Source organism: Akkermansia muciniphila, assembly GCF_040616545.1.
Lineage (GTDB): Bacteria > Verrucomicrobiota > Verrucomicrobiia > Verrucomicrobiales > Akkermansiaceae > Akkermansia > Akkermansia muciniphila_E.
Genome location: NZ_CP156688.1, coordinates 1,623,322 through 1,640,111, shown reverse-complemented (window position 1 = coordinate 1,640,111; position 16,790 = coordinate 1,623,322). Strand labels below are relative to the sequence as shown.

The window sequence follows — 16,790 nt, the reverse complement described above, 5'->3', positions numbered from 1 at the left end:
CCCGGAGGCGGACCGAACCGCCCGCGCCCGCAGGGAGGCGGACGCCACAAGGGCAGAAGGCACTTCAGCAAATCAGCGCCCAAGGAGGAAAACTCCGAAAGTGAAATTGAAGTGGAAGGCACCATCTGCGCCGTGCTGGCAGGCACCATGTTCAAGGTGCGCCTGCCCAACGGGCACGAAGTGCTGGCCCATATCTCCGGCAAGATGCGCAAGCGTTTCATCAAAATCGTGGTAGGCGACAAGGTCCGCATGGAAATGTCTCCCTATGACATGACCAAGGCGCGCATCACCTTCCGCATCGGTTAACCGTTCCGGATTCACTCCTTTTGCGAAAAACCTTCTCCGGCTTGCCGGAGAAGGTTTTTTAGCGTAAAGTGCGGACTGACTCCACCAACGCGCCATGAAAGTTTGCTCCACGGAAAATATGCAGATTGCGGAACGCGAGCTCATCGTCAGCGGAACGCCGGCCAGAACCCTCATGAAACAGGCCTCCGCCGGCATTGCGGAAGCCGTGATGCAGTTCTTTCCCATTCCCGGTCTTTGCGTAGCCTATGTAGGAAAAGGCAACAATGCCGGGGACGCCCTCACCGTCCTCAATATCCTGAAACAGCACGGCTGGGAAATTGGACTCCGGGCAGCCTATCCGCGTTCCGAATGGGGGGAACTGCCCGTCCGCCAACTGGCGGAAATCTCTCCTCCGCCCCCGGAGTACCAGGAAGCCCCCCTTCCCCGCACGGGAAAGCCCATGATCCTGCTGGACGGGCTGCTGGGTATTGGCGCCAGGGGGCTGCTCCGCCAGGAAATCTCCGCCCTCTGTGCGGAAATGAATTACCTGCGGAACCGCTGCGGAGCCGTGCGCACCGTGGCAATCGACATCCCCACGGGAATTGACCCGGATACGGGAATGCCCCAGGAAAATGCCGTGGAGGCGGATTTCACCATGTGCATAGGAGCCGTCAAGCAGGGGCTGCTGGATGATGACGCCACCCTGCACGCAGGGCGCCTGGCCTGCATTGACCTTCCGGGACTCCATGTGCAGGCTCTGCCCGCCACGGAACTCATCACCTCTTCCCGGCTTACCAAATTCCTCTCTGCAAGGCCTTATACGGACTATAAGAACAAACGCGGGCACATTGGCGTCATTGCCGGCTCGGAAGGGATGCTGGGAGCCGCCAGGCTGTGCTGTGAAGCCGCCCTCCGTGCCGGAGCCGGGCTGGTGACGCTGTACGTCCACCGTAATGCCTATCTCCTCATTGCGCCGTCCATGCCGCCGGAAATCATGGTCAGGCCCGTGGACAGCTATGCGGACGTCTCCCTCCGGACATTCAGCGCCTTTCTCATCGGTCCCGGCATCGGCTCCGTATCGGAGGAAGACGCGGAAGCCATCCGCCTCATTCTGGAAACCGGCACTCCCGCCGTTCTGGATGCGGACGGCCTGAACCTGGCGGCGGCCCTGCAATGGAAACTGGGAGAACACATTCTGGCTACTCCGCACCATGGAGAGATACGCCGCCTTCTACCGGACGCGGACAGCTGCGCCATCCGGGCGGACATTGCGGACTGCTTCCTGGAGGAGCATGAAGCGGCCCTGATCTACAAGGGAGCGCGCACCATCGTCACTCAGCGGGGGAAACCCCTCTTTTACAACATCACCGGAGGCCCCGGCATGGCTACCGCCGGCCAGGGAGACGTACTGGCGGGCGTCTGCGGCGGCTTTCTGGCACAGGGAGAATCCCTGCTGGTCTCCGCCGTCCTGGGAACGTACCTGTGCGGCCGTGCTTCCGAGATGGCCATCTCCTCCGGGGACTCCACCCAGCAAACCCTGACGGCAGGAGATACGCTGCGCCATCTGCCCGCCGCCATCCTATCCACCGCACGCCTCTGCTACTGACATGGCCTACCGCAAACTCCAGGACCTCCCTTCCCAATCCCTGCCGAGGGAAAAACTGCTGCGCCAGGGAAGGCACAGCCTCAGCAATGCGGAACTGCTGGCGATCTTCCTGCGGATGGGCATCAAGGGGAAAAACGTGCTGGACATATCCTCGGACCTGATCCAGTCCGCAGGTTCCCTGGATGCCCTGGCCCACATGGACGCCGCGGAAATAGCGGACATCTGCAAGGGAATAGGCATGGCGAAAGCGGCCACGCTGAGCGCCGCCTTTGAACTGGGCGCGCGGGCCCTCCGGGAAACGATGATGCGGCGCCCCATCCAAACGCCTGAAGATGTTTATGACTATCTGACCACCGCGATGCGCTGGAGAGACAGGGAAACCGTGCTCGTTCTGCTGCTGGATACCAAATGCAGCCTCATCAAGCCTGTGGAAATCTCCAGCGGCACCCTGAACGAATCCATTGCCCACCCGCGCGACATCCTGCGCCCCTCCGTCATCCATAACGCCTACGGCTTCATCCTGGCGCACAACCACCCCAGCGGGAATCCCGCTCCCAGCCGCACGGACGACCTCCTGACAGAACGCGTCCGGGAATGCTCCAAGCTTCTCGGCGTCCGTTTCCTGGACCATATCATCATCGGGAAACCCACTGAAATGGCATCCAGGAACTACTACAGCTACAACCATCCCAACGGGGAACGGCTCAAGGAAGCCGTCAAAGGACGCCCCCTCTATCATTGAATAACCTTCCTCCGTATTTCCCGGGTGGATGCTCCACGCACCGAGGGACAAAAAAGCCCGTCTCAAGGACGGGCTTCCGTTAAAAAAGTGGCGGAGAGAGTGGGATTCGAACCCACGGTAGGTTGCCCTACGTTCGATTTCGAGTCGAGTGCCTTAGACCAGCTCAGCCATCTCTCCGCTTGGAAATCGGGGAGCGTTGTATCCGGTTTGCCGGGCGCTGTAAAGAACAGAATCCCAGCCAACCGTCATTTGAACGCTTTTAGCGTCGTGGAGAAGCCAGCGGTCCGAGGGTGGCTTCCGCCTCGAATTTCTGAGTCTTGTTGTGGGGGAGAGCGCTCTTTGTCTCTCCGGGGGGCGGCTGCGGAATGCGTTCGTGTTCCTTCGGCTCCATCAGCCAGGAGCAGGAAGAGACAAGAAGAAGGGAGAAGGACGCAAGCAAAAGAGAACCTGTGAATCGTTTCATCATTTCCTTTTAAAAAGTTGAACCCCACTATGCCGGAGGGCACAGCGGGGTTCAAGGAAAATACGCGGCAGAACCTTATTTGGCGGACTGTACGGGGCGCAGGAGCTGCACCATGTCGCCGGGCTGGATGCTCATGCCGGCAGGCACGGTATCCTTGACGATGTCAGCCACCGTCTGGTTCTTTTCCAGGGAAGTCACCTTCAATTTGCCGATGCTGCGGCCGTCACGGGTGACAAGCAGGATCGTGTTCGGGTCAATGTTGCTGCCCTGTCCGGCGCCAATCACCACAAAGCCCCACTGCGGGTCCACGGACAGAACGGGGTATTCATCCCCATTCTTGGCGAGGGCGGCGCGGTATTCAGCCTGTTCCTTCTGGCGTCCGGCCAGTTCGGTAGCCTGTTCGGCGCGCTTCTTGGCGGCCACTTCCGTGGCGCTCTTGATCTGGTCAATGTCTTCCTGAAGCTTTTTGTTGGAGGCTTCCATGGATTCCATCTTCGCCTGGATTTCCTGCACGCTGGAAACGCCAAAGTCGTTCAGTTTGGCCTTAAGTTCATCCATCTGCTTGTTGATCTTGGACAGGTCCGCATTCAGCTGGACTTCCTCTTCCTTCAGTTCCGTTTCCTTGGAGAGCTGTTCGTCACGCTGCTGCGTCACGGAAGCCTTGGTGGAGGTCAGGCTCAGGTTTTCTTCCGCAGCCAGACCGCGGTTCTTGATCATGTCATTGCGCAATCCCGTCCAATTCCGGATTTCCTTGTCCAGAACCTTGCGGTACGTGATCATTTCCTTGAAGTCCTGGTACTGGCCATTGATGCCGAAGAGGCCGCTGAGACCGGAGAACCAGGCGCCCGCACCTGCTGCAAGAATCAATAAAACTACTAAGACAGTTTTCATTGTGTGTGTATGTGAGAGTGTATGGAGTGTATTGAACCGGGAAAGGACTACGGGCGGACGGATACTACGATGTCTCCGGCTTCAACACGTTCGCCGGCGGTTACCGTGGTGGGGAGGATGGTAGCCGTGGAAACACGGGATTCAACAGCGTTCACGTCAAGCTCGGCAATTTTGTTGCCGTCCCTCATCACGGCCAGCTTGGAACCGGGCACCACGCCCAGGTCGGCAGCACCGCCGTCAATTACCACTACATTAAAGTCATCAATCACCTGGGAAACCCGCGTTTTCAGGTTGGGCGGGGAAAGGTGCGCATCCTGGTCAGCCTTGAGCTGGCGGAGGGCCGCATTGTTCACGACAAGCTGTTCCGTTTCCGCCACAATAGCGTCATGCTTGCCCTGTTCGGCCTGCTTGACCACTTCCAGCTGCTTGGATTCTTCTTCCAGTCCCTTGATTTTGTCGGCAATGGCCTGGATGCTTTCCATGTCCTTGCTCTTGGACTGGAGTTCCGCCAGGGCGGTTTGCTGCGCCTGGAGGTCCGTCTTCTTGGCCTCATTGGCGGCGGCCAACTCCTGGTTCTTGGCTTCCAGCTCGTCCTTCTGCTTGGTTAAGGCATTGATATCGTTCGTCAAACCTTCATTCTTCACCAGGAAGTCGACATATTTTGTCTTTTCTTCCGTAAACTCACCGCGAAGACCGTTCAGGTTTTTATAGCGAGAGACGCATTCCTTACGCTCCTTGGTTAGAGCTTCCTCGTTATCAAGATAATACATGGCTCCGCCGAGAAGAGCTATGACCAAGGCTGCAATTGATACTTTGACCCACATAGGAAATAATAGAGATGAGAAGGTTCCTGTTACTTTTGTGAGATTGGCATGAACATTTTCACATTTCAACATCAAAATGACATCCTCATTGTTTTCTTGATATTTTTTTCAGGAAGGTTCCGTAACGGGAGGCCGCAAAGTTTCTCTTATCAACATTTTAAAACAATTACGCTCTATTTTCTTTTCAAACAGGGACTCATCTTCTAGTCTTTCTGAACCGTGAGTTACCAGGTCTTTGCCAGAAAATATCGTCCTCTGACATTCAATGACGTCCTCGGACAGGATCATGTCGTCCAGACGTTGAAAAACGCCATTGAGCACAATCGCCTCGCGCATGCCTACCTTTTTGTAGGACCGCGCGGAACGGGAAAAACATCTACTGCCAGAATTTTCGCAAAAGCCCTGAATTGCAGCGGCGGCCCGAAAGTGGATTTTGACCCGCATGAAGACATCTGTGAAGAGATCGCGGAGGGACGGAGCCTGGATGTTCTGGAAATAGACGGCGCATCCAACCGCGGCATCGACCACATCCGCGACCTCCGGGACAATGTGCGCTTTGCTCCCAGCCGGGGGAATTTCCGCATTGTCTATATAGATGAAGTGCACATGCTCACCAAGGAGTCCTTCAACGCCCTGCTGAAAACGCTGGAGGAACCGCCCCCCCACGTCAAATTCATTTTCGCGACGACGGAACCCCACAAGATTCTGCCGACCATCCTGTCACGCTGCCAGCGTTTTGACCTGCGCCCCATTCCTTCCGAAATCATTGCGGAGCACCTGCTCCACATCGCTTCTGCGGAAGGAGTGAATCTGAGCCGTGAAGCGGCCTTTGCCGTAGCCAAGGTGGCGGACGGCGGCATGCGGGATGCCCAGTCCATGCTGGACCAGCTGGTTTCCTTCTGCGGGAACCAGATTGAAGAGGAACAGGTGCTCCACATCTTCGGCATTACTTCCCGGGAAACCGTGGCGCATGCCCTGGCGCTCATTCTGAACAAGGAGCTCCCCTCCCTGCTTCACCTTCTGCATGAGCAGGCGGAGGCGGGAAGAGACATGGGCCAGTTCCTTTCTGAAATTATTTCCGCCGTGCGTGAAATCCTGGTTTCCAAGGTGGATCCGGAAGCCAGCTTTGACTCCCTCCCGGAAGCCTCCAAGGAGGAACTCGCCGGACTAGTCAAACGCACCCAGACGGACAAGATTCTGCGCCTGGTGGAAGTCCTGGCGGAAACGGAAGACAAGATGCGCTGGTCTACTAATAAAAGGCTGCATCTGGAAATGGGCCTGATCAAGGCCGTCCACGCCCTGGCGGAAGCCAGCATCAGCGATATTATCATGGCTCTGGAAGGCGCGCCGCTGGCCGCCTCCACACAGGCTCCCGCTGACCGCCAGGAACAGAAGGCGCCTGCGGCCGCCGCCCCTGCCCCGGAACCTCCGGCAACTGTCCAGGCGCCCATTCCTGTGGAAAAACCGGAACCCGCTCCGGAAGCGCACCTGATGGACCCGGTTCCGGATTTTTCTCCGGCCAAGCCGTCCCCCGCTGCCGCCATGCAGAAGAGCGAACCCGCCAGTGTTCCGCCAGCGCCTGTTCCCGCGGAGGCCCCCGAACCGCAACCGCAGGTTCCGCCTGCCGCCGTGGAGGAAGAACCTCCCCCCTCCCTTCCGGAGGAAGAGCCTCTTTACTCCGCGCCTGAACCTCAGCAAGAACCCGTTCCTGAAATCCCGGCCGAAACCCAGCGCCCCGCCTCCGTCATCTCGGATGCTCCGGTGTCCCCTCCGGATTCTCCGGAACCCACCTTCATGGACCCTGAGGAAAGCCTGCCTCCGGAAAGGAGAACCAGCAGTTTCTTTGACAATCTGTTTGACACGGCAAGCGCCCCTTCCCGCGCCCCTGCTCCCGCGGTAAAAGAGGAGCCGCAGGCCCCCGTTCCTCAATCCGGAAGAACCATCACGGCGGAAGACTGGAAAGCGGCGCTGGAACAGGCCGCCGCCAAATTCCCCCTGCAGGCGGACTTTCTGGCAAACAGCGTCTTTTCCGGCCATGACGGAGCATTCGTCGCCGTTTCTTTCCATCCCTCCGACCATCAGGGAATGGACAGCCTGGGCTCCGGTCCCCTCCGCGCCGCCCTGGAAGCGGATCTCTCCAAACGCGGCGGAGTTCCCGTTACCATCTCCATCCTTCAGGATGCTTCCATACCGGAGCCTGTCCAGGAAGAACTGGCCCCGCTGCCGGCACCCCCGCCCCCCGCGGCGGCCGCTCCAGCCCCCAAACCCCAGGCTCCCCGGGAAAAAACCGCTGCGCCCGTCCGGGAACCCGCCAAAGAGGAAAATGAAGATAACTCCTACTATACGGACCCCCTGATTGACGCCGCCATGGAAATATTCCGCGCCCGTATCATTTCCCAATAATACATCAACCCACATCTCCAAATACAACAGCCATGAATATGATGAAAATGATGAAGCAGGTCCAGCAGATGCAGGCCGGACTTGCCGCCGCCCAGGAAAAACTGGCCTCCCAGACCGTTACTCTGGAAGGCGCGGGCGGCAAGCTGAAAGTCACCGCCACCTGTGACGGAAATCTCACGGAGCTGGTTATTGATCCCTCCATCATTGACCCGTCCGACTCCGAATTTCTCCAGGACCTGCTCCTGCAAACCATTAACGCCGCCATCGCCAAAGGCAAGGAAACCGCAGCCGCGGAAATGAAAAAGCTGACGGGCGGACTGGACCTGCCCCCCGGCATGGGCTTTTAACCTACCATCACCGTGCACAGGCTCAGAAGGCGCAAACATCTGGCAGAACCACTGCCTGCGTTATCCGGTGTCAACCACCTGGGGATAGCGCTGGGTTGCGTCTCTCTGTGCCTGTGGGTTATCGTCGTCACCATTTTCTGGACCGGATCGGACACGATGGCCTTTATGACTTCACTGCCCATCTGGGCGTGCTGTCTTATCTTCTCCTTCCCGGCGCTTCTGGCGTGGCTGATTTTCGGTTCCCGGATCGGGCTGCTTGGCGTCATTGTCTGGTTTGCATACGGCATCGTCGTCACGGATTTCATCCCTCCCATCGCCAGAACGGGAATGGAATATTACAAAATGCCCCCGGCGCCGGACTCCCGCCAGATCAGAGTCCTTACCCTGTACGGGGGCTGCGTGGAAAACCCGCCCATTGAACAGATATCCAAACTCCGGGCGGACGTCATCTTTATCCAGGGATGCAGCAACCACAACCGGACGCTCAAATTTGCCTACAGCATCTTCGGACGCACCTCCTACATCAAGCAAATTGGAAGCTGCGCCATCATTGTGCGCCACGGCCAGATAGGTCCGGCGCAAAGCATCACGGATACCTCAGGCCTGATCGTGGACTGGATACCGGAAAACTCTTCTTTGGCAATACGGCTCATCAACATCAGCCTGGAGCCCTTTGAGCACCGCTTTGACCTTTATTCCCCCGCCTGCTGGAAATACTTCCACACACTCCGGTTCATTCACCGCAAACAGCTCCAGTATCTGTTTGATACCCTGAAGGAGGTAGGAAGCCAGCACGGTGAACTGCCTATCATCCTGGCCGGGAACTTCAGCGCCGCTCCTCAATCCCCCATCTTCTCCAAACTCAGCAGCGACTTTCAGGATTGCTTCAAGCTGAAAGGCGCCGGATACGGGGCCACCTGTCCCGTCAACTTCCCGCTGCTGCGCCTGGACCGGGTCTTCTGCACACCGCCGCTCAAACCTGAACGCGCCAGCACCGTGCTGGTACCGGATACCATCCGCCGCTCCATCCTGGCGGACATTTCCATGCCCTGATCCCCTCCTGCGCCACTGCTCCAGGCTATTTCCGTATAACAATTCCTCCGGACATCCCGGGAACGGAGCAACCCTACGTAAAACGCGGAAAAGAATTTTCCCCGTCACATCTACAGGGTTTTCAAGGCACGGGAAATAGCCGGGAAAAGCTGCTTCTTGCGGCTGACCACATCAGCGGCGGAAAACAGGTTGGGCCCCAGCCGTTCGTACTCGATGCGCTCCAGCACCTCTTCATCCCCCACGGCCAGAAGCATGGAATCATGCGTGACAATGTCCGTAACCAGAAGGCACGCCAGTTTCAACCCTTCTTCCTCCACCAATTTCTGAAGCTCCTTCACCAGGTCATCCTGAACTTCCTGAAGGCCGAAGATGCCGATTTCCTCAATCTGGGAGATGCTGATCTTGTGCCCGTACTCCGTAAAGGTTTTCCTGTCCGCCTGGATAATCGCGGAAGGCGCCGTTTTGGAGCGCAGCAGGGAACCGGTGGCGAAAAACTCTTCCGTAAACTTCTTGGCGTCTATCTTGGCAATGCCGGTCAGCCATTCCAGCATCTCCCTGTCCGCCCGCGCCGTGGTGGGGGACGTCAGGTTCAGCGTATCGGAAAGAATACCCGCGCACAGGCAAATCGCCACAGCCTGGGAAGGCTCCGCATCACGGTGGTAAAACCTGCGTGCCACCAGGGTGGAAGTGGAGCCCACAGGCTCATTCAAAAATCGGATCGGGTCCCGGGTGGAAATCTGGGTGCCCAGGCGGTGGTGGTCCATGACCTCCACGATCTCCGCTTCCTCCACCCCCTTGACGGCCTGTGAAAATTCATTATGGTCCACCAGGGCTACGCGCATGCGGGGCGGGTCCACCAGGTCCGTCTTGCTCAATACGCCAATCATCTTGTTGGTCCTGATGCTCATCACGGGGAATAGCGCCTGCTTGCTCTTCACAGCGGCCTGCCTCAATTCAGGCAGCGGCATATTCTCCGGAAAAACCGTATAATCCTTGTGCACCTGTTCCATCACCTTCCGGGAGCAGCGGATCAACTGGCCCACACTGGCCGTATCCCACGGGGTGCTTAAAATGCATGTGCCTGTCGTCTGGGCCGTCTCAACAATATCCAGGGACGGGAACGCCCCGGAGGTGGTTACCAGCGCGCGCACTCCGTGCTCCACGGCATAAAGCTGCACGTTCGGACGGTCCCCGCAAATAACGATCAGATCCTGGACAATGCCCTTTCTTTTGTAATTGGCAAGCCTCGTCCGGACGCTCGGCTCGCTGGAAGCCCCCACCAGAATGATATTCTGCGTTTCTTCCTCACTCAGGGTCTCCCCCGTCAGGCACTTGCCGTCAATGGTGGTGGCAATGTTGCTCAGGCTGGAAAAAACGGAGCGCACATTCATCTCCGTCATGTTCAGGGGCATCAGCAGGCTCAGCAAATCAAAATAACGCAGCAGCCCATGAAGATTGTGGTCCGCGTCAACCACCGGAATGGTCTGAAGGGAGTTCTCCGTCATCCTGCGGTACGCCGTCAGGAACGTATCGTCCGGACTTACGCTGATCACATCACGGCGGCAGATCGTTCCCGCAGTGGGTGTTACGTCATAAACGAGGAGCGGCTCCGGCAGTCCGGCCTTTTCCAGCACCCAGGACGTTCTCAGCGTCATCTCCCCGCATCTGGCGGCAATGGCGTCAGGTTCGCCATGGGCTCTTAAAAACTCCGCATTACCTATGGCGGAACAAATGGCATCCGTATCCGGATTCTGGTGGCCGATCACGTATATGGGCCTTTTTTCTGTCTTCTCCGGAAGCATCTTTCTTATTTCCTGCACAGGTTAATCTATATTCAACCTGACGGGCACCACTACCTTGGAAGCAATGGGCACGCCGTCCTTTTCTGCCGGGTAGAAAGTCCAATTCTCTTTCACCCAGCGCATGAAAAGACGGTCCAGTTCCGCATTCCCCGTTGACTGAATAAGATTGACGGATGAAGGTTCGCCACGGGGATTTACCCCCACCGCAACTTTCACCACGGCATTCACCTTCCCGACTTTAGAAGAATTGACGGAATTGGGCAAGGATGGAGCATGTTTATAACGCACCTTTTTATCCGGAGTCACATTTTCATCCGGCGCCGGAGGTCCCGGCCGAGATACCGCAGGAGTTTTTGCGGGGCGCCTGGGTTTCACCTCTTTCATGGAAATCCGCTGGCTGGCAAGCTCTTCCGGCAAAAACTCCGTTTGAGGCTCCTCCTGAAGAAAATCCTTCATCTCGGAACAATCCTCGTTTTCCGGCAGCTTCATCGCAAGCAGGTCCTCATCCGCGGTAATTTCCGGAATGGAGCTGACCGTAGGAGGAGCCGCCGCGGGGTCCACCGGCACGGGCCGAACCTCCTCCAGCTCCTGGAGAATCTCCTCGGAAGGGGCCACAAACTCCATTTCTACCTCCCCGCTCTGGACGGAAGGGAGCCACAGCTCCTGAAAATGGATGGCTACGAGCACGGCGCATAAAGCCACCTGGACGCACAAAGCCACCCCCACCGCAATAAACATGGCGGACTTGGAGGTTGAACGGGGCGTGAATCTTACAATTCCGGGCTTTTCATCCATAAAAACGGGCGGGAAGAGGAGAGAAGTGCCCGTTCACTATACCAGCGCCCTTCCCGTTGACAAGCGCCCGCACTGCCATGTGCGGCCCGTTACCGTTTTGTTATCCTGCCGGAAACCGTATGAGGATCAATAACCCAGCGCTTCCCGTATCCGCAGGGAAAACCTCTCCGCTTTCTCCGCAAAGCTTAGTTCCGGATTCTGGTACATGATGCCGCGGGAAACGTTGATCAACGGGGGAGCCACGTGGCCGGACCCGCTCAGGCTGGAAAGGTCGCCTCCCTGCGCCCCCAGGCCGGGAACCAGCAGGGGGGCGTCCGGAATACGCGCCAGAATGCTGGAATCCGCATTGGTCAGCCCCACCACCATGCCCACGGATGTCTTGCGCCCTTCCTGCACGGAGCGGCGCACCATATCCCCCACCAGTTCATACACCTTGCGGCCGTCAGCCAGCTCCTGGCGCTCCACATCCGCGGAACCCGGATTGGAAGTGACTGCCAGCAGATAGATGCCCTTGCCTTCATAATCCAGAAAAGGTTCCAGCGTATCATAACCCATGAAGGGGCTTAACGTGACGGCATCCACTCCCAGACGTTCAAAATACGCCTGGGCATAATACTTCTGGGTCTCTCCGATGTCCCCGCGCTTGGCGTCCAGCACCACGGGCACATCCCCCGGCATATCCGGAAGCAATTCTTCAAGCATCTCCAGGCCGCGCAGGCCCATGGCCTCAAAATACGCGATATTCGGCTTGAACGCCGCCGCATACGGAGCGGTTTCTTCCACGACCTTCCGCAACAGGGCGGGAACCGACTGCAAATCATCCATGACGGGGCGCGGATCCAGCCCCACGCACAGGGCGGAACCGGTCTTTCTGATGCGGGCGGCAAGTTTATCCGTAAAAGATGGGCTCATGCCGTTCATTAAACCACGGCCGCCACGGGCAGGCAAGCCCCAAGCAGGAGGCGTTCCGGAGGAAAGGAAAGGCAGATACGGCTTTTCCACCGCGCCCGCACATGCTATGTTCCGGCCCGTATGGCACCTACGGAATCCCAGTCTTCCCCCGCTCCTCTCTCCTGCCTGGAAAAGCCGCTCCCCCTGGACGGCTTCCAGGGGACGCCGGATGAAATCGAACAACAATGGTATGACCGGGTCTACCTGGGCTCCGGCGACAGAATGAAGCAGCTCACCTGGAGAGCCGTCATCGTAGGCATGCTCCTGGGCTCCATCCTCTCCCTCACCAACCTTTATGCCAACCTTAAAATGGGATGGTCCTTCGGGGTGGCGCTGACGGCAGGCATTATCTCGTTTGCCCTCTGGAATGCGTTTGTCCGCCTGGGCATCTCCAAATCCCCCATGACCATCCTGGAAAACACGTGCATGCAGTCCGCCGCCAGCTCCGCAGGCTACTCCACCGGGGGCACGCTTACCTCCGCCGTGGCCGCCCTGCTCCTGCTCACTGGGCAGCACATGCCGCTGGGCGTCACCTTCGCCTGGATATTCTTCATTGCCGTGCTGGGCGTCACCATGGCCATTCCGATGAAGCGCCAGATGATCAACATTGAACAAATCAAATTCCCGGACAGCATCGCCACGGCGGAAACCCTCAAGGTGCTCTATTCAGAAGGCAAAAAGGCGGCGGGACAGGCCAAAGCCCTTCTTTACTCCGCCCTCTTCGCCTCCGCCAACGCCATCGCCATGGCAGCGGGAGGGGAGCAATGGCTGGGCACCGCCCAGCAGCAAATCCTGGGCAATTGGTACCACCGCACCATCTTCTTCAAATGGGACCTCATGTTTGTGGGCGCAGGCGCACTGGTGGGCATGAAAACCTCCCTCAGCCTCTTCATCGGGGGCACGGTCTGCTGGGCGCTTTACGTACCGTGGCTGGAAAACCAGGGGCTGCTTCCCGCGGGCGCCGGCTACCGGGACGCTGTGGGCTGGACCCTGTGGGGGGGAACCGCCTGCATGGTCGTCGCCAGCATTGTGGCCTTCCTGTTCCAGTGGAAAAGCATCGTCCGCTCCTTCTCCTCCCTGGGCGCCATGTTCTCCCTGACTAAAAGGCGGGAGCTGACGGACGTGGAAAAAATAGAAACGCCCATGAGCTGGTTCCTGGCCGGGCAGCTCGTCTCCCTGGCGGCCCTCGGCTATCTGGCGCATGCCACCTTTGACGTTCCGTACTGGATGAGCTGCATTGCAGTAATCATCTCCTTCTTCCTGGCGCTGGTCGTCTGCCGGATCACCGGGGAGGCCAACATCACGCCCACCGGAGCCATGGGGAAAGTCACGCAGCTCATCTTCGGCGGGATTGCGCCGGGACACGTGACGGCCAACCTGATGGCGGCCAACATCACCTCCGGAGCGTCCAGTTCCTCGGCAGACCTGCTCGTGGACCTCAAGGTGGGCTACCTGCTGGGAGCCAATCCCCGCAAGCAATTCATCGCCCAGTTCTCCGGAATCTTCCTGGGAACCCTCGTCTCCGTGCTCGCCTTCCGCTCCATGGTCCCGGACGTGGATGCCCTCCAGGCCTTCAATGCGCCGGGGGCCAGAACATGGGCGGCCACGGCGGAAGCGCTGGGCATGGGCTTCAGCCACCTGCACAGCATCAAGGTTCTCTCCATCATCGCGGGCGGCATCCTCGGCCTCATTCTGGTGCTTGTCCCCCGCTACCTTCCCGCCGCAGGAAAATGGCTCCCCACTCCCATCGGCTTCGGGCTGGCGTGGGCCATCCAGTGGAATGACTCCTTCCTCTTCTTTGCCGGGGCCGTGCTCGGCTGGGCTGCGGACCGCTTCTTCCGCGCCAAATCCAGGGAATACAAAATCCCCACCGCTTCCGGCATCATTGCCGGCGCGGCCCTGACGGGCATGGCCATCCTGATGTTCAGCATTTACCAGGCGGCACGCTGAATCCGTGACCGGGCGCCGGGCCTGCGGAAAAGGATATTCCGAAGGTCCGGACCTGGCCCGGCGGCATGTCAACGGGCTTCCTTCTTCAACGTCATTTCCCCTTTGGAAGCTCCTTCGGAAACGCCGCTTACCTCCGCCTTCAAGGTATAGGAATCAAGGTTGGTGCGGTACTTCTTTAAATCGAGCCTGTAGGCATTATCCTTATTCTCCACGCCGGTCCAGCCTTCATGGGTATCCGCGGCCACCTCCCTGCTCCCCTCATATAGCTTGACGGAATGAATTTTCAGGGCGCTGGGGCCGTTCTTCCACTGGAAGGTAGCGGTGTACGTACCCGGCCCGGTCACCTGTTCCGTCACGTTAAATTGCAGCGGAGAACCCTGCTGGAGATCCCACGGCGTTCCCGCGGAATGCCTTTCTTCCGCGCTCAGGGCATCCAGCATTTCCCGGTGGGCGCCCATCACGCGATTGGCGACGGTCAACGTATCCCCGGCCGGCCTGGTAGGATACACCTTTCCATTTCCCGCAAAAGCCAGCTCCTCACGGACCGTTTTATCCATGAAAGCGGCATGGGCGGCGGCACGGTCCTTCTTTCCAGTCAGCACATCCAGCTGGGATTCAAAAAAATTCTTCCAGCGGGGCAAATAAAAATCGGAAACAAGCCCGGCCCATTGTCGGTTGGAATAATCATTCAGCGCCCGGGGAGCCTGGTCAATCCATGTGGTAATAAGCATTTTGGCGGACTTGTCCATCAAGGCCTTCTCCTGCCGGGTGCCTCCCCAATCCAGCGCCTTCTTCTGCCAGGTTCCCAGCAGGAACTGCCTGTCCGTCGCCAGGAGGGCGTCCATATCCGAAACCAGGGCCAGGAACAATTTCACCTGCTTCCTGTATGCAGCCGCATCCCCGGAATCAAAAGCGCTCCTGACCCGCTGGAGCTGGTAAAAAGCGGCATCTGCAAGCGCCTGGCGGACAACATCCACCAAATCATAGCGGAAGGTCTCCTCCTTCACCAGGGACGGCTGGTCGTTAGCCGCCTTCAAGTAACCGCGGGCCGCTTTAACAATGTCGCCCAGATGGTAATACCTCTCCCCGCTGGACCACGTGGAGGCCTTGCGGACGTCCCAGGACGGGCGGGCGCAGACAATGGACTCCGTACACCCCTCCTGGGACCGGGCGGGATTGTAAATGGAGGAAGACAGGACTTCCAAAGCCTGTACAACCGCTTCCGGAGCGGCTCCGTAACGCTGGCGGGCATACTTCCCGAGCCAGTCCCGGACAGGAATATCCTCTTGCGTCCATAAGCGGTCACAAAACAGGGCGTAATGAAGGGGATTCGTCTCCAGTCCTTCGGACAAGGTGCCCATTCCCGTCAAACCCTTGTCCCTGTATCCGGCCAAGTCACTTCCAAGCCGGGACAGAAGGGGAACCCCTCCGTACAGCCCCGTATTGCCGCCGAAGTTGGCCAGCTCACACCAGACCCAGGGGATGCCGTCAAAGGTCCTTAAATTCTTTCCGCCGTCAGCCATATCCTTGGTAAGCTGCAATACGAGGGCATGCTTTGGGTCTGTTCCGGCCAGCAGCTCGCGGGAAGGATTGCCTCCCCACGCCTGAATCACCCAGGAAGAACCCGGTGACGCCTTCTGCATGGCGCCCTGCACCGCCTGCGCCGCGCGCGTTACGTCAATGTTCTCCTTGCTGCCGCCCTCATGAAACAAATCCCCCCCGAACATCTTTCCGGAAATACCGTATACCTTGCGGAGAGCCTTGTACCAGTCTGCTGCCAGCTTTGGAAAAGCCTCGCAAGTGGGGTCCACCACCCATGGCCTCTTGAAATTGACCCATTCCCCCTGCGGAATAAGTTTCAGGCCTTTCATCTGCACGTTCTCCGCAAAATCCGCAGGAACAAACCCCACATACCCCTGAAGCACGGGCGTCATGCCCAGCTGTTCCATGCGGGACACGATGTTCCTTCCCAGCTGCGCCATCCTGTCAATCTGCTGCTGGGTCAACGGTCCTCCGTGCCCTTCCAGGTTGCCCATGTTCCACCAGGCGGCAAAGGCTGGATTGGGGATGAAGCGGAGAGCCTTTTCCCGGGGATACCCCAGGCCGATGAGAAAATCCTCCCAGGTTTTCTCCAGGCCTGCCGTTACCAGCGCGTGCGTAAACCCGCTCAGGGCCAGGAAATCAATCTCGCGCTGCCATCTTTTCCAATCCCAGAAAGCTGCCGTATAGGACAAAGTGCAATAATTATACGCAAAAACGGTATTCCACGGAGATTCAATCGTGACGGGACTGGACGGAGCGGGCAACGGAGAGGGAAGCTCCAGACGGTCTCCATTCCAGGAAAAATGCACCTTGGCAATATTCTTCAAATACCACCCATACCCCGCCACCAGGCGGCGGACATCGGACGCCTCCACCCGGATGCCGCCCGGAACTCCTGAGATGGAAACCTTTGCACCCATATTCCGGTTCAACTTGAAAAACACGGACCCTTTGGCACGTGGAGTCATACGCTCCACCACTCCTTCCGCAGCAGCAATCGGCGATATCTCCGCCGGAGCGGCACAGACAATAGATGCAACTCCCATTCCGGCAATGGAACAAGCAGTAGAGACATTAACTATCATGTGTAACGGTACACGTCTTCCTGCCTGCATCTTTCATCAAATCCCGCCAAC

At 58.3% G+C, this 16,790-nt stretch carries 14 protein-coding genes and 1 tRNA gene; 7 read left to right on the top strand and 8 right to left on the bottom strand.

From position 1 onward, the window contains the following. Positions 1–105: 105 nt before the first annotated feature. The 3 genes from infA (at position 106) to radC (ending at position 2,633) form a co-directional block, all read left to right on the top strand. The gene (gene infA, locus ABGM91_RS06730) at positions 106–306 is read left to right on the top strand and encodes a translation initiation factor IF-1 (protein WP_031930865.1); all 201 of its coding nucleotides are present in this window, start codon (positions 106–108) and stop codon (positions 304–306) included. A gap of 94 nt (positions 307–400) precedes the next feature. Next, positions 401–1,891 (top strand): NAD(P)H-hydrate dehydratase, encoded by a 1,491-nt coding sequence (locus tag ABGM91_RS06725; RefSeq protein WP_354830721.1) that lies wholly within the window; start codon positions 401–403, stop codon positions 1,889–1,891. A 1-nt stretch (position 1,892) separates the two neighbouring features. Next, positions 1,893–2,633 (top strand): DNA repair protein RadC, encoded by a 741-nt coding sequence (radC, locus tag ABGM91_RS06720; RefSeq protein ID WP_290566678.1) that lies wholly within the window; start codon positions 1,893–1,895, stop codon positions 2,631–2,633. Positions 2,634–2,721: 88 nt separating this feature from the next. On the opposite strand, the gene ABGM91_RS06715 is transcribed toward radC, so the two are convergent. The 4 genes from ABGM91_RS06715 to ABGM91_RS06700 all read right to left on the bottom strand — a co-directional run bounded on the left by ABGM91_RS06715 (position 2,722) and on the right by ABGM91_RS06700 (position 4,784). Beyond that, a tRNA-Ser gene (locus tag ABGM91_RS06715) sits at positions 2,722–2,810 on the bottom strand. A gap of 82 nt (positions 2,811–2,892) precedes the next feature. Further along, positions 2,893–3,099 carry a hypothetical protein gene (locus tag ABGM91_RS06710; protein WP_215429647.1) on the bottom strand — a complete coding sequence of 69 codons (207 nt, stop codon included), beginning with the start codon at positions 3,097–3,099 and terminating at the stop codon, positions 2,893–2,895. A 72-nt stretch (positions 3,100–3,171) separates the two neighbouring features. Continuing rightward, on the bottom strand, positions 3,172–3,987 hold the full coding sequence (locus tag ABGM91_RS06705) for a hypothetical protein (protein WP_215429649.1): 816 nt from the start codon (positions 3,985–3,987) through the stop codon (positions 3,172–3,174). 47 nt (positions 3,988–4,034) lie between these two features. Further along, on the bottom strand, positions 4,035–4,784 hold the full coding sequence (locus tag ABGM91_RS06700) for a hypothetical protein (RefSeq protein ID WP_146016808.1): 750 nt from the start codon (positions 4,782–4,784) through the stop codon (positions 4,035–4,037). A gap of 246 nt (positions 4,785–5,030) precedes the next feature. Here ABGM91_RS06700 and dnaX point away from each other — a divergent pair, with 246 nt between their 5' ends. Genes dnaX through ABGM91_RS06685 form a run of 3 tightly spaced genes read left to right on the top strand, consistent with a single transcriptional unit; the run spans position 5,031 to position 8,614 of the window. Further along, positions 5,031–7,214 carry a DNA polymerase III subunit gamma/tau gene (dnaX, locus tag ABGM91_RS06695; protein ID WP_354830716.1) on the top strand — a complete coding sequence of 728 codons (2,184 nt, stop codon included), beginning with the start codon at positions 5,031–5,033 and terminating at the stop codon, positions 7,212–7,214. A 32-nt stretch (positions 7,215–7,246) separates the two neighbouring features. Continuing rightward, entirely contained in the window at positions 7,247–7,561 is a 315-nt protein-coding gene (locus ABGM91_RS06690; RefSeq protein ID WP_102715460.1) for a YbaB/EbfC family nucleoid-associated protein, read from the top strand. Positions 7,562–7,573: 12 nt separating this feature from the next. Then, the gene (locus tag ABGM91_RS06685) at positions 7,574–8,614 is read left to right on the top strand and encodes an endonuclease/exonuclease/phosphatase family protein (protein WP_215429655.1); all 1,041 of its coding nucleotides are present in this window, start codon (positions 7,574–7,576) and stop codon (positions 8,612–8,614) included. A gap of 110 nt (positions 8,615–8,724) precedes the next feature. Here the strand turns inward: ABGM91_RS06685 and ABGM91_RS06680 are convergent, their stop codons facing one another. The 3 genes from ABGM91_RS06680 to pyrF form a co-directional block, all read right to left on the bottom strand. Beyond that, positions 8,725–10,416: a putative manganese-dependent inorganic diphosphatase gene (locus tag ABGM91_RS06680; RefSeq protein WP_354830712.1), complete on the bottom strand. Its 1,692-nt coding sequence runs from the start codon at positions 10,414–10,416 to the stop codon at positions 8,725–8,727. Positions 10,417–10,437: 21 nt separating this feature from the next. Next, positions 10,438–11,154 carry a TonB family protein gene (locus ABGM91_RS06675; RefSeq protein ID WP_354830709.1) on the bottom strand — a complete coding sequence of 239 codons (717 nt, stop codon included), beginning with the start codon at positions 11,152–11,154 and terminating at the stop codon, positions 10,438–10,440. Between the two features lie 183 nt (positions 11,155–11,337). Then, positions 11,338–12,123 (bottom strand): orotidine-5'-phosphate decarboxylase, encoded by a 786-nt coding sequence (gene pyrF, locus ABGM91_RS06670; RefSeq protein ID WP_251841504.1) that lies wholly within the window; start codon positions 12,121–12,123, stop codon positions 11,338–11,340. Positions 12,124–12,243: 120 nt separating this feature from the next. Between pyrF and ABGM91_RS06665 the strand changes: the two genes are divergently transcribed. Then, entirely contained in the window at positions 12,244–14,112 is a 1,869-nt protein-coding gene (locus ABGM91_RS06665; protein ID WP_354830706.1) for an OPT family oligopeptide transporter, read from the top strand. Between the two features lie 68 nt (positions 14,113–14,180). Here the strand turns inward: ABGM91_RS06665 and ABGM91_RS06660 are convergent, their stop codons facing one another. Further along, positions 14,181–16,700, bottom strand: coding sequence for an alpha-N-acetylglucosaminidase (locus ABGM91_RS06660; protein WP_354830703.1), 2,520 nt, complete (start codon positions 16,698–16,700; stop codon positions 14,181–14,183). Positions 16,701–16,790 lie beyond the last annotated feature (90 nt).